We start from the raw sequence: 19107 nt of genomic DNA, 5'->3' as shown, positions 1-19107 counted from the left end.
ATTCTTATATACTTTCCTATACAATGAAGATTAAATACTCAGAGCTTATTGACCAGACCCTGTATTTCCCAACCGAAGAATTTAACGTTGCGGATAATACTTTACAGTTCCACGATATTCCTTTAATGGAAGTGGTAGAAAAGTTTGGAACGCCTTTGAAGTTTAATTATCTGCCAAAAATTTCGATGAATATCGAGCGTGCTAAAGGCTGGTTCAAAGAAGCCATCGAAAAAAATGACTATAAGAAAGGTTATAAATATTGCTATTGTACCAAATCAAGTCAGTTTGCATTTGTTGTAGAAGAAGCTTTGAAAAACGATATTTCCCTGGAAACTTCTTCAGCTTATGATATGGACATTATCCGTTCACTTTATGAGAAGGGAACGTATGGGAAAGATGTCGAAGTAATTTGCAACGGTTTCAAAACCGACGATTATCTCGCAAAAATTTCAGATCTTATCAATAATGGTTTTCAAAATATTATCCCGATTCTCGATAATTATCGCGAGCTCGATAAATTGACGGAAAGCATCGATACTACTTTTAATATCGGAATTAGAATTGCTTCTGAAGAAGAACCGAAATTTGAATTTTATACTTCAAGATTAGGGATTGGTTACAAAGATATCATTCCTTATTACAGTCAAAAAATTGCAGAACATCCGAATGCGAGATTGAAAATGCTGCATTTTTTCATCAATACCGGAATCAAAGACACCGCTTATTACTGGAACGAATTGTATAAATGTTTACGCGTTTATGCGCGTTTGAAAAAAATCGCTCCGGAAGTTGATTCCCTTAATATTGGTGGCGGTTTCCCAATCAAAACTTCTTTAAATTTCGATTATGATTACCAGTATATGGTGAACGAAATCGTTTCCCAGATCAAAAAATTTTGTGAAGAAGAAGGCGTCGAAGAGCCAAATATCTATACCGAGTTTGGTAGTTTTACCGTTGGCGAAAGTGGCGGACATTTGTACAAAATCATCTCTCAAAAACGCCAGAATGACCGAGAAAAATGGAACATGATCGACTCTTCTTTCATGACCACTTTACCCGACACTTGGGCGATTTCCCGAAAATTCATCATGCTTCCACTCAACCGTTGGGAAGATACCTATGAACGTGTTTTTCTCGGTGGATTGACTTGTGATTCCGATGACTACTACAATTCTGAACAACATACAAACGCCATTTATTTACCCGTTTTCAGTGAGACAAAACCTTTATACATCGGCTTTTTCCACACTGGAGCATATCAGGAAACCATCGGCGGTTACGGCGGCGTTCACCACTGTTTGATGCCGCAACCGAAACATATTTTGATCGATAAGGATGAAGAAGGAAACTTTACTTATAAAGTGTTCCGCGAAGAACAAAAAGCAGAAGATGTTTTGAAGATTCTGGGATATTAAAAAAATAATTTCAAATATAATATTAAGGAGTAACCAATGAGTTGCTCCTTTTTAATTGAAGTCCCGCTGTCCACTATATCTTTTCCTTTTTTTGAAAAAAAGAAAAAGGATACCGTTTCCATCGGGGCTAGAATTTCAGGTATTTTGTCGTTAGAAGGATAAGGAGAATTCTTAAAAATATTTCGAGATCTTTTCAAATTCAATTTCCGAAAAATCTGAATTGACCAAATTTGCTTTCTCATAATTCTGACCAAATGAATGTTCACTTTTGTAGGCCACACAAAATATGCCTGCAGAATGTGCAGCCAAAATCCCATTCGTAGAATCTTCGATCACCATACAGTTTTCTTTGGCTTCATTCGCTATTTCAGCAGCAATTAAAAATATTTCCGGATGAGGTTTTGATTCTTTCAAATCCGCACCACTTATTTTTCCAATAAAATATTTCTCTAATCCAAATTTTTCAAAAACCATATTGATGGTCGTCATATTTGCTGAAGAAGCCAAGACGAGTTTAATTCCGTTTTCAAAATAATTTTCAATTAAACTTTTAACGCCGGGAAGCAGATGGAAATCTGCATCATTATAAAAGTAGTGTTTGAAATATTTTCTTTTAATGACTGCTAAATCTTCATGATCTTTTTCAAGTTGATATTTTGAGATCAAGGTTTCACAAACTTTCTTTGTTGACGCTCCCGTAAATGAAGTGTATAATTCTTCGGAAACCTCAATTTCCAGATCATCAAACATTTTAAAATAGGCTTTTCGGTGGAGTGGTTCGGTATCAACGATGACTCCATCCATATCAAATAGTACTGCTTTTAATGGCATTCAAGAATTTTTACAAATTTAAGGATTTAGAATGAGTAACTAAAAGCAGAACATCAAAAGAGATTTCATTTTTATTAATTGTAACGCCATTTTCTTATCTTTGGCAATCTAAAATCACAACTTAAAATCGAAATTAATTCATGAAAACATACGCAGGAATTCCCGAAGAAAATGCTCAGCTGGAAACTTCAAAAGTAATGCTCGTAACCGTTCCTTACGATGGAACTTCTACTTGGGGAAAAGGCGCTGACAAAGGTCCGGCTCTTTTTTTAGACGCTTCCGAAAATATGGAACTGTACGATATCGAAACTTCCACAGAACCTTATTTAGAAGGCGTTTATCTCGGCGGAGAAATCACAGAGAAATCTTCGCCCGAAGCAATGACTGAAGCGGTTTACCAAAAAACGAAAGAACTTTTGAGCAACGATGGAAAATTATTCACGCTTTTTGGTGGTGAACATTCTGTTTCCATCGGTTCAATTCGTGCAGTTGGAGAAAAGTATGAAAACTTAACTGTTTTGCAATTGGATGCGCACACCGATTTACGTCCGGATTTTCACGGATCGACTTCCAATCATGCTTGTGCAGTTTATGAAGCGAGTAAGAAACACAATTTGGTTCAGGTTGGAATTCGTTCTTGCGACATCGAAGAAATGGAACACGTTAACAAAGAGCAATGTTTCTGGGCACACGAAATCGCTAAGAAAGCAGACTGGATCGATGATGTTTTAGAAAAAGTTTCCGGAAATGTTTATATCACGATTGATTTAGACGCGTTCGATCCTTCCATTGCGCCTTCAACAGGAACACCGGAACCGGGAGGTTTGCAATGGTATCCAACTTTAGAATTATTGAAAAAAGTTTTCGAGAAATGCAACGTTGTAGCGTTTGATATCGTAGAATTAATGGATTCTCCGATGCCAAAACCAACAGCTTTCTTAGCGGCGAAACTGTATTATAAAATGTTGGCGTATTATCACATCAGTAAGAATTAAAAAAAAATAAAATCAATTATCTAAATTGATTTTGAAATAATATAAAAAACCGGTAAACGTAATGTTCACCGGTTTTTTTGTATTTTATTTTTTAGTTTAAATTCAAATTTTTAATCTTAATTTGAATTCACTTGGCTCTTTTCACTTTTTCCCTGCCTCTTCCAAACCTACTTCAAAACATCAACTTCCAAAGAACTATCTCCGAAAATTTTAATAAAAGCTTTTGTGTAATCTTCTTTCGTTGCAAAGTTCGGATTATCCATAAATTTCTGTGGATTCACAGTGAATAGAGGAAACCACGTGCTCATGATCTGAATCTGGATTTTATGTCCTTTTTTGAAGGTGTGCATTACATCCTGCAATTTAAAATTCACCGCCGTTTTTTGATTTGGAACCAAAGCTTCCGGTTTTTCTCTGGAATTTCTAAATCTTGCAGGCATAATTTCGCTGCGAACCATTTGATGATAATTATTATAGATCACGCCGTCTTTTTTCTCTTTCGGTACGAAATCTTCCGGGTAAACATCGATCAGTTTTACCGCAAAATCAGCATCAGTAGAAGTGGAAGCAATATTGAGTTTCGCCATTAATTCTCCGCCGAAAGTCATGTCTTCTGTTAAAGCATCTGTTGTAAAAGTCACAACATCCGGTCTTCCTTCCGAAAATCTTTGGTCTTCGCTCATGTAATTTCTGGGCGTAAATCCATTAAAATCTTTCAAATTAGCTGAACTCAAAACCGGGTTTGAAGGATCGCTGTAATATTCTGAAAAATCATTTGTAGCTGTATTTTTCAAAGTTCCATCAGCCAAATAAAAACTCACTTTCTTCGCGTTTTTTGGTGGATATTGCGCAAACTCTTTCCAAACATCGCTTCCCGTATCAAACATCACTGCTTCCGGAATTCCCGCGTCGGTTTTGGTATCGCCTTTTAAATAATGATTAAAGAATTTAGTTTCCAGATTTTTCTGGTAGTAAGTCGCGATGCTGTCTCCGAAATAAATGTCATTGTGAAATGCTTTTCCGGTTTCTCTTCCCCAACCGCCGTGAGAAAAAGGTCCCATCACGATCGTGTTCTTCGCTTTCGGACTGGTTTTTTCAATCGTTTTATAAATATTCAAAGGTCCGGAAAGATCTTCAGCATCAAACCAACCTCCCACAGTCATTACGGCATGCTTTACATTTTTCAGATGAGGCAGTAAACTTCTTTTTTGCCAGAAATCATCATAGTTTGGATGATTCATAATTTCGGTCATGAAGAAATTATTTTTATAATATTTTTCATAACCATCTTTCAAAGTTCCCATGTCTCTGTAGAATTTCAAACCATCTTCTGACGTAGGTTTAATGAAAGTGTCCATAAACCAACCGTCTTTTTCGGCCTTCGTTTTCTGAATTCCAAACACAGGGAATGTTCTGAAATAACCTAACATGAATTTTCCGTTATGTAAAAAATCATCGTTCCAAAAATCTGAGATCGGTGCTTGCGGAGAAGAAGCCACTAAAGCCGGATGATCAGACAAAATCCCTGCAGCAGTATAAAATCCCGGATAAGAAGTTCCGTACTGACCAACTTTTTTATTATTGTTATCTACATTTTTGATGAGCCACTCGATGGTGTCATAAGTATCAGTGCTTTCGTCGACATCTTTTTTAGATTTGTGTTCTACCTGCGGCGTCATATTCGTCCATGTTCCTTCACTCATATATCGTCCACGAACATCCTGGTAAACGAAAATATATTCATCCTGCATCAAATATTTATTAGGACCCAGAGATCTAGGAAATTCAGTTTCTCCGTAGGGTGCAATGCTGTAGCAGGTTCGCTGCATTATAAAAGGCAGTTTTTTATTTTTAGAGATATCTTTTGGGGTATAAATAGATGTAAAGAGTTTCACACCATCTCGCATCGTGATATAAACTTCTTTTTTGGTGTAATGATCCTTAACAAAAGTATTGTCGGGCTTGTTTTGACCGAACGTTAAGATCATTAAAAAAACGAAAGTAATTTGAAAGTATTTTTGCATAGAAATAATTTTGAACGAATTTATAAAATAAAAAACAGAAATTTGAACTTTAAATTGCATTCATGGAATTATTTGAAAATATCTCAGATCCACAGAAAAATCTCCTTCCGCAAGATGGAACGGTAAACTATTACGGTAAAATTGTAGAGGAAGAAAAAGCGAATGAATTCTTTAATCATCTTTTCAAAACAATCGAGTGGCGAAATGATGAAGCCATCATTTTCGGTAAAAAAATCATTACGAAAAGAAAAGTAGCGTGGTACGGTGACGAAAATTTCGAATATACCTATTCCAATTCTACAAAAAAAGCGTTGAAATGGACACCGGAACTTTTAGAACTCAAAAAATTGACTGAGGAAAAAACCGGTGAAAAATTTAATTCCTGTTTGTTGAATCTCTATCACGACGGAAACGAAGGAATGGCTTATCACAGCGACGGCGAGAAAGATCTGAAAAAAAATGGCGCAATTGCCTCTTTAAGTTTTGGCGCCGAAAGAAAATTTTCCTTCAAACATAAAACAACGAAAGATAGAATTGATCTCGTTTTAACGAACGGCAGTCTTTTGGTCATGAAAGATCAAACGCAAAGTTTTTGGGTTCACCGATTACCGCCCACGAAAAAAATATTTACTCCGAGAATAAATCTTACCTTCCGGATGATCGTTAATAATGATTCTGTTTAAATGATATTGTTCTGTCAGATTCAATGCGAATTAACTGCTTTATTAGAAATTTTATGAAAAATTTAGCATTTATAAAGATTTAAGCCCCGATATAATTGTTAAATTTGAATTCATAATTTTTAACATTAAATACCAATAACTATGAAAAAAACAATTGCAATGGCTGCTTTGGCACTTGCCGTGTCTATCGGTTCTATCTCCTGTAAAAAGAAAGTTTCTGATGCAGAGCTTCAAACTCAGGCAACTACAGTTGTAACTGCAAATCCAAATGCGTCGGTTGAAGTAAAAGATGGTACTGCACATTTAAGCGGAACTTTTGCTGATCAAGCTTCAAAAGATAATATGATCGCGTCTTTAAAAGCGATTCCTGGGGTGAAAGATGTAATGGATATGTCTACGATCGCAGCTCCGGTTGTAGTAGAAACAGTTTCTGCAGTTGATCCTATGGTTCAGAAAAAAGTTACCGATGCTGTGAAAGATTTCCCTTCTGTAAAAGTAGAAGTGGTCAATGGCGAATTAACTTTGACAGGAAACGTTTCTCAAGCACAGGCAAAACAGATCAAAATGTCTGTAGATGCTTTAAAAGCAGGGAAAGTAAACTATAACTATACCGTAAAATAATTAAAAATGAGTGCATTACAAGATAAATACGCTGGAGTAATTTCTGCAGCACAATCAGCCGGAGTTTCAAATCTTCAGGTTACAGAACAGGACGGGATTCTTTATGTTTCAGGTCACGCTGCTTCAACTTCTGCAAAAGATGCGGTTTGGAACGCTTTAGGAGCGATCGATTCTACATATTCCGCTTCCGATATTAATGTTGACGTTCAGGTTGCTGGTTTAGCAGCTGGCGCTTCATTGACTGTTGCTACAGAAGATTCTAATTTGAATATCCGACAGGAAGCTTCTACAGATGCTGCTATTGTTGGTAAAGCTGCAAAAGGCGAATCGGTGACTTTGGTTGAACAAACCAACGATGATTGGTGGAAAGTTAAAACCGCCGATGGAGAAGAAGGTTATGCTTACGCAAGATATTTGAAAGCTTAATTTCTACTTAAACATACTACGGAACCTCTGATTTTTCAGGGGTTTTTTTATTTTGGGCCATCCCGATAAGAAACTGATGTTTCTTATCGGGACCGCGCTTTCCGCTGCAATCTTTTTTTGCCACTGCTTACCCTGCGCAAAAAAAAGGATTTCCACTGCAATCGCTTGTCCAGAGTTTTGCCTAATCAATAAAAAATATAAAATAAGAGAACGTAAAGCTTGTGCGAATTTTTTAGGAATGCTATTTGTTAAGAATGTGAGTCAATTCAAATTATTCTGATGTATTGTTTATTTTGAAATCTGTTTTTAAGTATCATTTATGAAGAAGTTTTTACTTTTATTTATTCTTTTCGCCATTCAGTTAAGTGCTCAAACTTACACGATCGAGGGCAAAGTCCAGGATTCTGACAATAAATCTTTAGAAAATGCGACGGTTTCTTTACTCAAACAAAAAGATTCTTCGGTTGTCAATTTTACGGGCACCAATAATAATGGAAGTTTCAGCTTTAAAATTCCAAAACAAAAAGAACCTACTTTTTTACAGATCTCAAATGATAAATTTCGAATGTTTTCTAAGAAATATGAAAGCATCGATCAAAATCTTGAGATTGGTCTGGTGAAATTAGAAAGAGATTTGTCGAGTGATATTGAAGAAGTGAAAATTATCGCGTCTCCCGTGAAAATCAAAAAAGATACCGTAGAATATAACGCCTCTTATTTAAAGGTAGATCCAAATGATAAAATCGATAAACTTCTGGAGCAAATTCCTGGTGTAGAAACTGATGAAGACGGGAAAATGACCGTCAATGGAAAACCAATCAACAAAATCTTAATTAATGGAAAACCACTTTTCAATAAAGATGGTAAAATTGCAATGGAAACTATTCCTGCAGATTTAATTAAGAAAATTCAAATCACCACTTCAAAATCCAAAGAAGAAGAATTAACGGGTAGAACTCCAAAATCAGACAGTCTCACGATCAATTTTAATATTGATGAAAAAAATAATAAAGGAAATATTAAAAATTTCAATTTAGGTTATGGAACAGATAATCGATATGATGTGAAAGGTTTGCTGGCGAAATTTAAACAGGAAACTAATTTTGCTTTGATTGCAGGTTCTAATAATATTAATATTTCTGATTTTTCCGTCGATGGTTTTTTTGAAAATAACAATAGAAATAAATCAGCCAACGGAAGAACGGCAAGTTCCGGAATTTTGCGAACATCAATGATCGGAGCCAATTACTCTGATAAGATTGGCGATAATTTTGATCTCGATAAATTTAGTTTAGAATATAAAGAGGGTAATCTCGATACTTATTCGAAGACTTCCAGAACTACCTTTTTGCCTGATTATAAATTAGACAATAATTCTGAACGGCGCGGAAACAGTGATAAGAAAACCTTTAGTTTTAATACCGATGCAACCATCGCTTTAGATAAACGGACCAACGTAACATTCTCTACCAATTTTTCTAATAATACGACGGATAACACGAATGAAAGTAGTGTTTTTACGCTTCGTGATGATGTACTTCTGAACAGCAATAAAAGTTCATACCGAGGAAATAACATTGGAAATATTTTCAAACCTAAGATTGGATTGATCAAAAAATTCGAAAAGCCAAACCGATCATTATCTGCTTCGGTCAGCAATACTTTTTCGGAAAATAAAAACACCAATTTTAATCTTCAGGAAACGATTTTCTATCAATCTCCTGATCAAAATGATTACCGGAACCAGCTTTCAAAAAATAAAAATTCAAACAATTTATTCAGTGCGAATTTTAAATATTACGAACCGGTTTCAGATTCTGCGACGGTTTCAGTGGAAGTGAATTATGATCTTCAAAAATTAAATAAGGAATTAGTGGTTAATGATTTTGATGCGGGAACAAATGATTATTCGGAATTTAATTCGCTTTTATCAAATACGTTGAACCAAAATAACAATTTGTTAAACACCGGAATTTCCTATAATTTAAATAAAAGCAAATATAATTTTCGAGCCGGAACCAATTTAAATACGACCAGATTAAATGTAAATTCAATCTATAATCTTCAGCATTACAGCTTTCAAAGAAATTTTATTTTGCCCGAATATGATTTGATGCTCAATTATAAATTCAATAAAACCACGAGTTTGAGAATTTCCAATTCGGCTAATTTCATTGTTCCACAAGTGAGCTACCTGAATCCGTATATTGATATTTCAGATCCTTTAATTACAATTCAAGGAAATCCAGATTTGAAAAGTACCTGGCAAAATTCCACGAACATTAATTTTTCTACGATGAATATTGCGAGAGGAATTAATTTTTACTCCAGACTGGGTTTTAATTATACGGATAATGATATTGTGAATTATTCTTTTTATGATGATTCGGGAAAACAATTCAGTACTTATGAAAATATCAGTGGAAATAAAAGAGCGAACTTCTCAACTTCTCTCACCAAAACCTACAAATGGAACGGGAATAAATTAGATTTAAGTCCATCATTTGCGGCTAATTATAGTTTCCGAAAAGGATTTATTGATGCTACAGAATTTACCAACAATATTTATACGCTTTCTCCGAGATTCGGAGTTAACTTAAACCTCAAAGACCTCATGAATTTGCGTGCATCTTACGGAATTAATTATTCTTCATCGCATTATACCAACTATCGAATCGACAAAACAAATACGGCGCGCCAGAATTTTTCTTTGCGACTGACCAATTATTTTTTCAATAAAACTTTGTTTTTTAGCAATGATTTTACCTTTACAAAAAACTCAAATATTGCGGCTGATTTCAACCGAAATTCTTATTTCTGGAATTCGAGTGTGAATTATCAGTTTTACAAGAAACAAATGATGTTGAAATTAAGCGTGAATGATCTACTCAATCAAAGACAAAACGCAACCAGAACAATTGGCGATAATTATGTTGAAGATCGCGAAGAACTGATTCTAAAAAGATATTTCATGTTGTCTCTAATCGTTAATCTGAATACTTTCGGCGGCAAATAATATTAATTTTCATTCTATTACAATTGAAACCTCTGATCATGCAGAGGTTTTTTTATGACATATCTCGTCGGAAATTCCTTTGTCCAAAAGCGGAATTCTAAATCAGTGTTTCGCAAAAAAACATATATTTGTAACCGTTACAAAAAATCAACATATGAAAGGTCAAAACAAACTGTTCATCTTTATTATCATCGCTTTAGTTATTGGGGTGATTATGGGTGGAGTTGTTCATACAAAATATCCGGAAAGTTCAGCGGGATTTTCGAAAAACATTAAATTACTCGGAACCATTTTCATCCGTCTTGTACAGATGATCATTGCACCCTTGGTTTTTACCACTTTAGTCGTGGGGATTGCAAAAATGAGTGATATCAAAATGATCGGTAGAGTCGGCTCAAAAGCAATGCTTTGGTTTATCACCGCTTCTTTAGTTTCGTTAATGATCGGGTTGGTTTTTGTAAATTGGTTGGAGCCAGGTCGCGTTATGCAACTTGCAAAACCAGCGGCAGATGCTGCAGGAGAAGTTGTTGCAACCAGTCAGGGTTTATCTTTGGAAGAATTTGTAAAACATATAATTCCGAAAAGTTTATTCGAAGCATTTGCTACCAATGAAGTGTTACAGATCGTCGTTTTTTCGATCATGTTCGGTATCGCTTTAGCCAATATGGGTGAAGAATACACGAAACCAATTGTGAGAGCTTTGGATATTTGTGCGCACGCGATTCTAAAAATGGTTGGTTATATCATGTGGTTTGCGCCGCTTGGTGTTTTGGGAGCCATCGCAGCAGTAGTTGCTACAAATGGTTTTGATATTTTCAAAGTGTACGCCATTTATCTAAGAGATTTTTTCTTTGCTCTGGCAATTTTATGGTTGGTGCTCTGCATCGTAGGCTATTTAATTTTAGGAAACCGACTTTTTGAACTATTAAGAAGAATTAAAGAACCTTTGCTTATCGCATTTTCTACCACAAGTTCCGAAGCGGTTTTCCCGAAACTCGTTGAGGAGCTGGAAAGATTCGGTTGTAACAATAGAATAGTATCCTTCATTTTACCTTTAGGATATTCATTTAACCTCGATGGAAGTATGATGTACATGACTTTTGCAGCGATATTTATCGCGCAGATTTATGGCATCGACATGACTTTGGGACAACAGATCATTATGCTTTTGGTTTTAATGTTAACCTCAAAAGGAATCGCCGGCGTTCCAAGAGCAAGTTTGGTCATCATCGTTGCAACCTGTACCATGTTTGGTATTCCACCGGAAGGAATTGCCTTAATTTTACCGATTGATCATTTCTGCGATATGGGAAGAAGTATGACTAACGTTTTAGGAAATGCATTGGCAACATCTGCTGTTTCCAAATGGGAAGGTCAGCTGGATAATCATGGTGGAGATTTGTAAGCAGTTGTATTTTAATTTTTTATGTATCTTTAATTACCTAATAAATTAAAGATGATGAAAAAATTTTTACTCCTTCTCTTACTGCCTGTCTTTCAATTATTTTATTGTCAGATCGAGTTTGGGCCGAATCCAAATCACAATATTTCGATTTATACAGCAACAATAACCGGAAGTGGAACAATTTATTATACGACAGATGGTACCGATCCAACCGTCAATTCTTCTTTTGGAATAAATAATGTGAATGTTACCGTCTCGCAGAATATTGTTTTAAAAGCGAGGTTAAAAAATAGCAATAATCAATTATCATCAGTTTTTTACCGTCCCTATTATGTTGGAGAATTGCCGCAAAAGACTATGTATTTTAAACCTCCTACAAGCTGGACGAACGTTTGTTCATATATGAATTATATTCAACCAGAATTCATGGTTGACTTTTTCGGACCTGGAAATAATATGACGCCTGCTTGCGAAGGGTGGTACAAATCTTCCTTTGGTTTTTATGAAGCTGTGGTATATTTTAATAACTGCGGTTTTGGGCCATTTTATGAAGGCGTTCAAACTATTACGGAAGATATCGTATTCTATGATTATTCGGAAGGTCCGATTACCAATCCGCCTGTTTGCTTGTTGGCGATAAAAGATCCTTCGAAAAAAGTTGCGGTCGTAAAAGTCTATCCAAATCCCGTACAAAATTTTGTTTCTATCCAATCTGAAAATAAATTTTTGACCTATGAAATTATTGATGCGAGTGGGAAATCTCTCGTAAAAAAGAACTTTTCGGAGGAAAAAATAAATGTCGCCTCACTTCCCGGAGGAACTTATTTCATCAAACTGAATTCTCTAAGTGAAATTTCGACAATCGTCAAATTCATTAAGAAGTAATTTTAAATTTCTCACAAAAAAATCCCGCCTTAAAGCGGGATTTATATTTTAAAAAGTTCTGTAATTATTTTACAGCTTTCATCGCTTCTTCAGAAGCTGTTAAATGATGCTCTAAAGTCGGAACTGTTTTAGAAGCAAATGCTTTCAAATCTCCTGTGCCTTCAGCAGCTTCTTTTTTAAATTCTGCGATATCTTTTTTATGGTCAGTTACCATCAAATCGGTGTACGCTTTATCAAAATCTGCACCTTTCTTCATTTTAAGATCATCGTACATTTTTTGCTGATCTGCGCCCATTTTAGCAGGTAACATATATTTCGCGGTCATTGCCCAACTTTTCAGTTCGTCGTTTGCCTTGGAATGATCTTCTTTCATCATTTTTCCTAAAGCTTTTACTTTCGCATTCATTCCGCTGGTTTCGGCAAGTTCGCCCATCATCACTTCCATCATTCCTCCTTTTGCTGCTGCATCTGCGAACATTTTGTCTTGGGCACTCATTGTTGCTGTGGTTCCCGCTGTAGATGGCATCGATGTAGAATCTTTCGGCATCATTGAAGAATCAGTAGTTGCTGCAGTCATAGAGCTGTCTGTAGCATTGTCTACCACGGTTGTTTCATTTTTTTTGCAAGAAGCTAATGCCGCCACAGCCAAAATTGCTAAGATTGAATTTTTCATAATAATTGAATTTAAAATGTTGTTTATAAATTGTTTACGTGTTTGTAAACTGTTTTTATTCGTGCAATTATTTTGCCAAAATAGGTAAGAATATTTTTGAGGATTAAAAATACTTTCCTAATATCTTCAAATCAGGATTTTCATCATTAGCTTGAAATAAAAAACTTAAATGCTTTTAGATTTTCAACTTCCTTTAAACTTTATTCTTTAAAGTTTTTCGGATTTTCAATCAGGGCGCCGTGTACAAGAGCTGCTACCGCTCCGCCTAAAATTGGTGCAACGATAAATAACCAGAGTTGCGAAATTGCTGCTCCACCCGCGAAAATTGCGGGACCAATACTTCTGGCAGGATTTACAGAAACACCCGTAATTTTTATCCCTACAATATGAATGAGCGTCAATGAAAGACCAATCGCTAAGCCCGCAAATCCACCGTTGATATTTTTTGTGGAGGTAGAACCCAAAATAACCAGAAGGAAAATAAAGGTGAAAATAAATTCTGCGACAAAAGCTGCTACCGTATTGTATTCTCCCAAATATCCTGCTCCCCATCCGTTGGATCCTAAAGCATAAGGTTTTAATTCAAAACCTGCAATTTGGTTCGTTACAATAACATATAAAATTCCGGCACCAATTATAGCTCCAATAATTTGAGCAATGATATAAAATGCGGCTTCTTTGGCTTTCATTCTTCCCGCAACCACCATGGCGACTGAAATTGCTGGATTTATGTGGCAACCGGAAATGTGGCCGATCGCATAAACCATGGCGAGAACACTTAAGCCAAATGCAAAAGCGATCCCTAAAAGTCCGACCCCATTGACGTCCGGTATTCCGTTGGAGGCCGCAATTACGGCACTTCCACAACCCATTAAAACCAGAACCATTGTTCCGAGCATTTCTGCTACAATTTTTGATGTTAAAGAAACGTTCATTTTTTTTAGTTTTTAGTTAATAAATGTAATTTTCAGTTATTTAAAAAGTATAATTCAGTCTTGTAAATATTTGTCTTCCTGAGAAACCCATTTGAACAGGGTCGAAAATTCCGCCGGATTCAGTATTTCCATCAGAAACCGCCGGAACCTGTAGGTTTGGATATCTGTTGAATACGTTTTTACCACCGATGGTCCAGTTGAAATTTTTAGTAAAATCATAACCGAAAGAAAGATCTGTCGTTACTTTTGCACCATATTTTTGATAATCGTCTGGACCATTATAACCGATCAAAGTGACTTTATCAAATCTTACCAGCTGTAAATTCGTATTGAATTTATTGATCTTGTAATTTAAACTCAAATTAAATTTGCTTTTTGGAGCCGAAGCCAGAATAAAAGCTCTTTCTCTCGGACTTAAATAAACGTCTTCTTTCCCCTTCAATTCAGGAGTTGTATTCACAGAAGTGATTTCCATATCATTAAAGTTAGCGGCAAAACTTGATGTTAATTTACCGTTTCCAATATTTTCGGTGTAGGTTAAAATAAGATCAAGTCCTAAAGTTTTGGTATCGATGGCGTTGGTAAAAAACTGTGCCTGATCAATATGATTGTCGATTAAGATCTGCCCGATTTTATCATCGGTTTGATCAAAATTTCCGGTCAGTACAATTCTGTCCTTCACTTTTACATAATAACCATCAACTGTTGCGGTGAATTTATTAGAATTAAAAGTAAATCCTGCGCTTCCGTTAACCGATTTTTCCTGCTTCAGCTGCGGAATTCCAACCGCTTTTGCCAGAAAGCTATCATTCGAAGCTAACTGAATTGTCACGAGTTGTCCACCCTGAAAATTGGTAAAGTTTAGGCCATAAAATTTCTGAACCAAAGAAGGCGCGCGAAATCCGGTAGAAACCGATCCCCGAAAAGCAAATTGATTGGTGATCTTATATCTCGTTGCAAATTTTCCGTTAACGGTACTTCCGAAATCACTGTAATTTTCGAATCTTCCGGCTGCACTGATCATCCAGTTTTTCGTAAGATCTAGTTCTGTATCCAGATAAGCTGCAACATTATTTCTTCCTTGATTAACTGCCATAGAGTATCCCGGAAATCCTTGTGAACCGGCTGGTCTCACATTTCCGGAAAGCGGATTTATGACCAATAGATCTTCGGGAGTAGAAGCCGTTACAATGTTTCCATTAATGTCGTACGCTGCATAAGATTGCTCTTCTCCCTTGATGATTTTAAATTGTTCGTATCGAAATTCTGCTCCAAACGCCACATTTAATCCTTCTAAAACTCCAAAACCTTTCGAAGCATTGAAGCCACTCGTATTCTGTAGAAGTGAATGACCACCTGCATCAAAACTTGTTTTCGAGTTGGCACCCAAAGTCGCGTTTACGGTATTGTTGATGTTGTACGTGAACTGATTGCTCCCGAAGGCATTGTATAAATCGACATCCCAGTTGGCAACTTTAAATTTAAGTCCATTATTAAAATTGAAATCTTTGATTTGCGTGTTTTCGATCGGATTGAAACCATCAGGATAGATTGAAGGTGCGTTTCCATCAGCATCGGCGCTTCTTGTCCAGGCGTAAGCATCGGTGTTGCGATAAGAATATCCTCCAAAAGAGTAAAAATCGGTTTTGTCAGAAACGGGGATTTGCGCGTTGTAAAAAAGATAATAGTTGTTAGATTTTGCATCTCCAAATCTTTGTCGTGGCGCAGTATATAAATCCGGATTAGCATTTCGAATGGCGTAACCTTTAGAAATAACCTCGCCCGTAATGTTGATGAATCCGCCTTTGTTGCCAATTCTCGCACCGTAATTTCCACTAACATCTAAAGTAAGTCCGTCTAATTTTTTGTCAGAAACAATGTCATTTCCACCGTGCGGACTTCTAAATAAATTTAAGCCGTAAAAAGCCTTAGCTTCAAAACCTTGTTTTCTGTCGTTTAAAATAACATTGATTACACCTGCAATTGCATCGGAGCCGTACTGAGCAGAAGCGCCATCTCGCAAAACTTCTATTCTTTTGATCGCATCAAGAGGAATTGTGTTCATGTCTGTGCCAGAATTTCCGCGACCTTTTGTTCCAAATAAATTAACGAGAGAAGATTGATGATATCTTTTTCCGTTGAGTAAAACCAAAGTTTGATCAGGTCCTAAACCACGTAAAGTTGCAGGATCTACCGCATCTGCACCATCAGAACCTGACTGTTTATTAGAATTAAATGAAGGCGCTGCAAATTGTAAAAGCTGGTTTACATCAACCTGTCCTGTTGCCTGGCTGATTTGTTTTACGTCGATCACATCTACCGGAACAGGAGTGTCAATTGCTGTCCTTTTTTTGTTTCTGCTTCCGGTGACGGTGACTTCATCAATTCCCTGAACAGATAAAGAATCAGAATCTTTCTTTTTTTCCTGTGCAGACACAAATAGAGAAGCACAAAGAACGATCGGTAGAATGAGTTTTTTCATGTATTTTAATTTTAAATCAAATGTAGATAGAAAATTCCGAAACATTAACCTTCTTTGTGTTAAAAACAACAACAATTTAACACAATTAGTAATTTTAATGTAATTCAAATATGGTTTTTACTGTTCATGTTTAGTGGCAAAAAAACGGAACACAGAAAAAAAATCTTTTTATTAAGATTAAGAAAATGCAGACATTAATCATAGATTTTACTCATTCTAAATAACAAAAAATTCCGTAAATTTGTCATCCAATTTATTATAAAGAATTATGTTGACGAAAGAAAAAGTTCAGGCGTTTTTGAAAGAAATAGAAGTTGATGATCTAGTACACAATTTCCAGGTAATGGGAAATGATGTTTATATTGATATGACAGCGCATTCACCGGCAATGCACGAAAAAAAGAAACTTGAAGCAGCAATGAAACAGGCATTTGCTTCAGAATTTGGAGAAGAAGTTGTTTTAAAATTAAAGATCGCTTCACCGGAACCTTCGGAAGTTCAGCAAAATCAAATCAAAGGAAAACAGATCAGGGGAATTCAAAATATTATCGCCGTCGCTTCCGGAAAAGGAGGTGTTGGTAAATCTACTGTTGCGGCCAATCTTGCGGTAACTTTAGCAAATATGGGTTTTAAAGTCGGTATTTTAGATGCTGATATTTATGGACCATCAATTCCTACAATGTTTGATACGGTAGATTCCAAACCAATTTCAGTAGAGATCGACGGTAAAAATTTAATGAAACCTGTCGAAAATTATGGCGTGAAAATGCTCTCCATCGGATATTTCTCCGGAGCAAACCAAGCCGTAGTTTGGCGTGGACCAATGGCTTCAAAAGCTTTAAATCAAATGATCCGCGACGCAGCTTGGGGTGAATTAGATTTTCTTTTGATCGATCTACCTCCGGGAACCGGTGATATTCATTTGTCTATTATTCAGGAAGTTCCCGTTACAGGAGCCGTGATCGTGAGTACACCGCAACATATCGCATTGGCTGATGTAAGAAAAGGAATCGCAATGTTCCAGATGGAAAGTATCAATATTCCTGTCTTAGGTTTAATTGAAAATATGTCGTACTTTACTCCGGCTGAATTACCGGAAAACAAATATTACATTTTCGGAAATCAAGGCGCGCAATATTTAGCAGAAGATTTAGGAATACCTGTTTTAGGAGAAATTCCTTTGATTCAAAGCATTAGAGAAGCGGGAGATGTTGGCCGCCCTGCAGTTTTGCAGGAAGGTTCAAAAATTCAGGAGATCTACATCAAAACTGCCCAAAATATGATCGAAAGTCTGGTTGAAAGAAATAAATCACTTCCTCCAACTGAAGCGGTAAAAATTACCACAATGGCGGGATGCTCTTCAAAAAAATAAGCGGAATTTACTTCCAGAAGCTTATAGAAATAAAAAATAGCGGTTTAGAAAAAACCGAATTTATATCACAAAAGAAAAATGAAAACAGAGATGAAACACGAAGAAACAGTGACGAAAGTAATGGATGCGCTGGAAAGTATTCGTCCGTTTCTTAACAAAGACGGCGGTGATATAGAATTGATCGACGTAAAAGATGGTATCGTGTCGGTAAAACTTCAGGGAAACTGTAATGGTTGTCCCATGAGTTTTTCAACCATGAAATTAGGCGTAGAAAATACCATTAAACAATTTGCACCCGAAATTTTAGAAGTAATTGAGGTAGAATAAAAAAATGATACCCTGTAAATAAACTTGGCAATTCAGTTTTGGATTGCCTTTTTGATTCTTCGATTTAAAAATTAAAGCAGAATTAAAATAGTAGCGTAAAAAATTAAAGGTTTAAAATTAAATTGATATTTTAGCGCATTAAATTTAATAAAATATGATTGCCATTGTTGACGGCGGCTCCACAAAATGTGATTGGGTGATCCTCGAAAATTCCGGAAAAACCCATTTGAAAACCACCACTTTGGGATTCAATCCAAATATCATTAATCCCGATTTTATCGTAAAAGAGATCGACAGAAATCAGGAACTCTTTTTTCTAAAAAATCACATAGAAAAAGTCTTTTTTTACGGTTCAGGTTGCGGAACTCCAGATAATGCCAAGAAAGTAGAAAATGAATTTGTTAAAGCTTTTCCGCAAGCAGAAGTTTCCATCAAAGAAGATATGACTGCAGCTGCTTATGCCGCTTATAATGGGAAACCTGCAATTGTCTGCATTCTCGGAACGGGTTCTAATTCCTGTTTTTTCGACGGTGAAAAAATTAGAGTTGATCTACCTTCGCTCGGTTTTTTAATTGGTGATGAAGGAAGCGGAAGTGCTTTGGGAAAACACCTTTTGCGCAGATTTTTTATGAAAAAATTACCTTCAGATCTAGACCAGGATTTCCGCGCCACGTACAATCTTACGATTGAAGATGCGATTCATAATATGTATCATAATCCCAGAGCCAATGCTTATTTGGGAGAATTTAATAGATTTATTGCAGAACGAAAAAAACATCCGTATTTTCAAAATATGGTTTTCGATGAATTGAAGAATTTCTTAGATTATCAGGTTCTTCCATATCCTGAAGCCGGCGAAATAGAGATCAATTTTATCGGATATATTGCTTTCATTTATGAAGATATTTTAAGATCAGCTGCGGCCGAACTCAATTTAAAAATAGGAAAGGTAGTTCAGAAACCGATCGAAAGTTTAGTAGATTATCACCTCAAATATATTTTGAATTAAAGTTTAAT

Annotated in this window: 16 protein-coding genes; 11 read left to right on the top strand and 5 right to left on the bottom strand. The window is 36.0% G+C overall.

The annotated features are described in order from the left end of the window. Positions 1 to 23 precede the first annotated feature (23 nt). Positions 24 to 1415: a type III PLP-dependent enzyme domain-containing protein gene (locus IV494_RS09275; protein WP_196079870.1), complete on the top strand. Its 1392-nt coding sequence runs from the start codon at positions 24 to 26 to the stop codon at positions 1413 to 1415. A gap of 171 nt (positions 1416 to 1586) precedes the next feature. Here IV494_RS09275 and IV494_RS09270 read toward each other — a convergent pair whose 3' ends face one another. Then, a complete protein-coding gene (locus tag IV494_RS09270) occupies positions 1587 to 2246 on the bottom strand; it encodes an HAD family hydrolase (RefSeq protein WP_196079869.1) in 660 nt (219 codons plus the stop codon). 140 nt (positions 2247 to 2386) lie between these two features. Between IV494_RS09270 and speB the strand changes: the two genes are divergently transcribed. Beyond that, on the top strand, positions 2387 to 3241 hold the full coding sequence (gene speB, locus IV494_RS09265; protein WP_196079868.1) for an agmatinase: 855 nt from the start codon (positions 2387 to 2389) through the stop codon (positions 3239 to 3241). Positions 3242 to 3408: 167 nt separating this feature from the next. On the opposite strand, the gene IV494_RS09260 is transcribed toward speB, so the two are convergent. Further along, positions 3409 to 5265 carry a CocE/NonD family hydrolase gene (locus tag IV494_RS09260; protein WP_196079867.1) on the bottom strand — a complete coding sequence of 619 codons (1857 nt, stop codon included), beginning with the start codon at positions 5263 to 5265 and terminating at the stop codon, positions 3409 to 3411. 62 nt (positions 5266 to 5327) lie between these two features. On the opposite strand from IV494_RS09260, the gene IV494_RS09255 reads away from it, so the two are divergent. The 6 genes from IV494_RS09255 (at position 5328) to IV494_RS09230 (ending at position 12301) form a co-directional block, all read left to right on the top strand. Continuing rightward, the gene (locus IV494_RS09255; RefSeq protein WP_196079866.1) at positions 5328 to 5948 is read left to right on the top strand and encodes an alpha-ketoglutarate-dependent dioxygenase AlkB family protein; all 621 of its coding nucleotides are present in this window, start codon (positions 5328 to 5330) and stop codon (positions 5946 to 5948) included. Between the two features lie 141 nt (positions 5949 to 6089). Next, a complete protein-coding gene (locus IV494_RS09250; RefSeq protein ID WP_196079865.1) occupies positions 6090 to 6569 on the top strand; it encodes a BON domain-containing protein in 480 nt (159 codons plus the stop codon). A gap of 6 nt (positions 6570 to 6575) precedes the next feature. Further along, entirely contained in the window at positions 6576 to 6995 is a 420-nt protein-coding gene (locus IV494_RS09245) for an SH3 domain-containing protein (protein ID WP_196079864.1), read from the top strand. Positions 6996 to 7314: 319 nt separating this feature from the next. Next, a complete protein-coding gene (locus IV494_RS09240) occupies positions 7315 to 10011 on the top strand; it encodes a TonB-dependent receptor (RefSeq protein WP_196079863.1) in 2697 nt (898 codons plus the stop codon). A 154-nt stretch (positions 10012 to 10165) separates the two neighbouring features. After that, positions 10166 to 11416: a dicarboxylate/amino acid:cation symporter gene (locus IV494_RS09235; protein WP_196079862.1), complete on the top strand. Its 1251-nt coding sequence runs from the start codon at positions 10166 to 10168 to the stop codon at positions 11414 to 11416. A 54-nt stretch (positions 11417 to 11470) separates the two neighbouring features. Continuing rightward, a complete protein-coding gene (locus tag IV494_RS09230) occupies positions 11471 to 12301 on the top strand; it encodes a T9SS type A sorting domain-containing protein (protein WP_196079861.1) in 831 nt (276 codons plus the stop codon). A gap of 64 nt (positions 12302 to 12365) precedes the next feature. Here IV494_RS09230 and IV494_RS09225 read toward each other — a convergent pair whose 3' ends face one another. The 3 genes from IV494_RS09225 to IV494_RS09215 form a co-directional block, all read right to left on the bottom strand. Next, on the bottom strand, positions 12366 to 12974 hold the full coding sequence (locus tag IV494_RS09225; RefSeq protein WP_196079860.1) for a DUF4142 domain-containing protein: 609 nt from the start codon (positions 12972 to 12974) through the stop codon (positions 12366 to 12368). Between the two features lie 200 nt (positions 12975 to 13174). After that, positions 13175 to 13909, bottom strand: a complete 735-nt coding sequence (gene aqpZ / locus IV494_RS09220; protein WP_196079859.1) for an aquaporin Z — start codon at positions 13907 to 13909, stop codon at positions 13175 to 13177. A gap of 40 nt (positions 13910 to 13949) precedes the next feature. Further along, positions 13950 to 16391 carry a TonB-dependent receptor plug domain-containing protein gene (locus IV494_RS09215; protein ID WP_196079858.1) on the bottom strand — a complete coding sequence of 814 codons (2442 nt, stop codon included), beginning with the start codon at positions 16389 to 16391 and terminating at the stop codon, positions 13950 to 13952. 268 nt (positions 16392 to 16659) lie between these two features. On the opposite strand from IV494_RS09215, the gene IV494_RS09210 reads away from it, so the two are divergent. From IV494_RS09210 to IV494_RS09200, 3 genes are all read left to right on the top strand, one after another. Continuing rightward, a complete protein-coding gene (locus tag IV494_RS09210) occupies positions 16660 to 17763 on the top strand; it encodes an Mrp/NBP35 family ATP-binding protein (protein WP_196079857.1) in 1104 nt (367 codons plus the stop codon). A 90-nt stretch (positions 17764 to 17853) separates the two neighbouring features. Continuing rightward, on the top strand, positions 17854 to 18090 hold the full coding sequence (locus IV494_RS09205) for a NifU family protein (protein WP_039353861.1): 237 nt from the start codon (positions 17854 to 17856) through the stop codon (positions 18088 to 18090). 154 nt (positions 18091 to 18244) lie between these two features. Beyond that, positions 18245 to 19099, top strand: a complete 855-nt coding sequence (locus tag IV494_RS09200) for a BadF/BadG/BcrA/BcrD ATPase family protein (RefSeq protein WP_196079856.1) — start codon at positions 18245 to 18247, stop codon at positions 19097 to 19099. Positions 19100 to 19107: the final 8 nt, after the last annotated feature.

This window comes from Kaistella gelatinilytica, from assembly GCF_015679325.1.
GTDB lineage: Bacteria > Bacteroidota > Bacteroidia > Flavobacteriales > Weeksellaceae > Kaistella > Kaistella gelatinilytica.
The sequence above is the reverse complement of the archived record's forward strand: the minus strand, read 5'-3'. Positions and strand labels throughout refer to the sequence as shown.

Coding starts and splice junctions, on each gene's coding strand:
- speB (WP_196079868.1), top strand. CDS start 2,387: ATGAAAACATACGCAGGAATTCCCGAAGAAAATGCTCAGCTGGAAACT.
- IV494_RS09270 (WP_196079869.1), bottom strand. CDS start 2,246: ATGCCATTAAAAGCAGTACTATTTGATATGGATGGAGTCATCGTTGAT.
- IV494_RS09275 (WP_196079870.1), top strand. CDS start 24: ATGAAGATTAAATACTCAGAGCTTATTGACCAGACCCTGTATTTCCCA.
- IV494_RS09250 (WP_196079865.1), top strand. CDS start 6,090: ATGAAAAAAACAATTGCAATGGCTGCTTTGGCACTTGCCGTGTCTATC.
- IV494_RS09255 (WP_196079866.1), top strand. CDS start 5,328: ATGGAATTATTTGAAAATATCTCAGATCCACAGAAAAATCTCCTTCCG.
- IV494_RS09235 (WP_196079862.1), top strand. CDS start 10,166: ATGAAAGGTCAAAACAAACTGTTCATCTTTATTATCATCGCTTTAGTT.
- IV494_RS09230 (WP_196079861.1), top strand. CDS start 11,471: ATGAAAAAATTTTTACTCCTTCTCTTACTGCCTGTCTTTCAATTATTT.
- IV494_RS09240 (WP_196079863.1), top strand. CDS start 7,315: ATGAAGAAGTTTTTACTTTTATTTATTCTTTTCGCCATTCAGTTAAGT.
- IV494_RS09215 (WP_196079858.1), bottom strand. CDS start 16,391: ATGAAAAAACTCATTCTACCGATCGTTCTTTGTGCTTCTCTATTTGTG.
- IV494_RS09225 (WP_196079860.1), bottom strand. CDS start 12,974: ATGAAAAATTCAATCTTAGCAATTTTGGCTGTGGCGGCATTAGCTTCT.
- IV494_RS09260 (WP_196079867.1), bottom strand. CDS start 5,265: ATGCAAAAATACTTTCAAATTACTTTCGTTTTTTTAATGATCTTAACG.
- IV494_RS09210 (WP_196079857.1), top strand. CDS start 16,660: ATGTTGACGAAAGAAAAAGTTCAGGCGTTTTTGAAAGAAATAGAAGTT.
- aqpZ (WP_196079859.1), bottom strand. CDS start 13,909: ATGAACGTTTCTTTAACATCAAAAATTGTAGCAGAAATGCTCGGAACA.
- IV494_RS09205 (WP_039353861.1), top strand. CDS start 17,854: ATGAAACACGAAGAAACAGTGACGAAAGTAATGGATGCGCTGGAAAGT.
- IV494_RS09245 (WP_196079864.1), top strand. CDS start 6,576: ATGAGTGCATTACAAGATAAATACGCTGGAGTAATTTCTGCAGCACAA.
- IV494_RS09200 (WP_196079856.1), top strand. CDS start 18,245: ATGATTGCCATTGTTGACGGCGGCTCCACAAAATGTGATTGGGTGATC.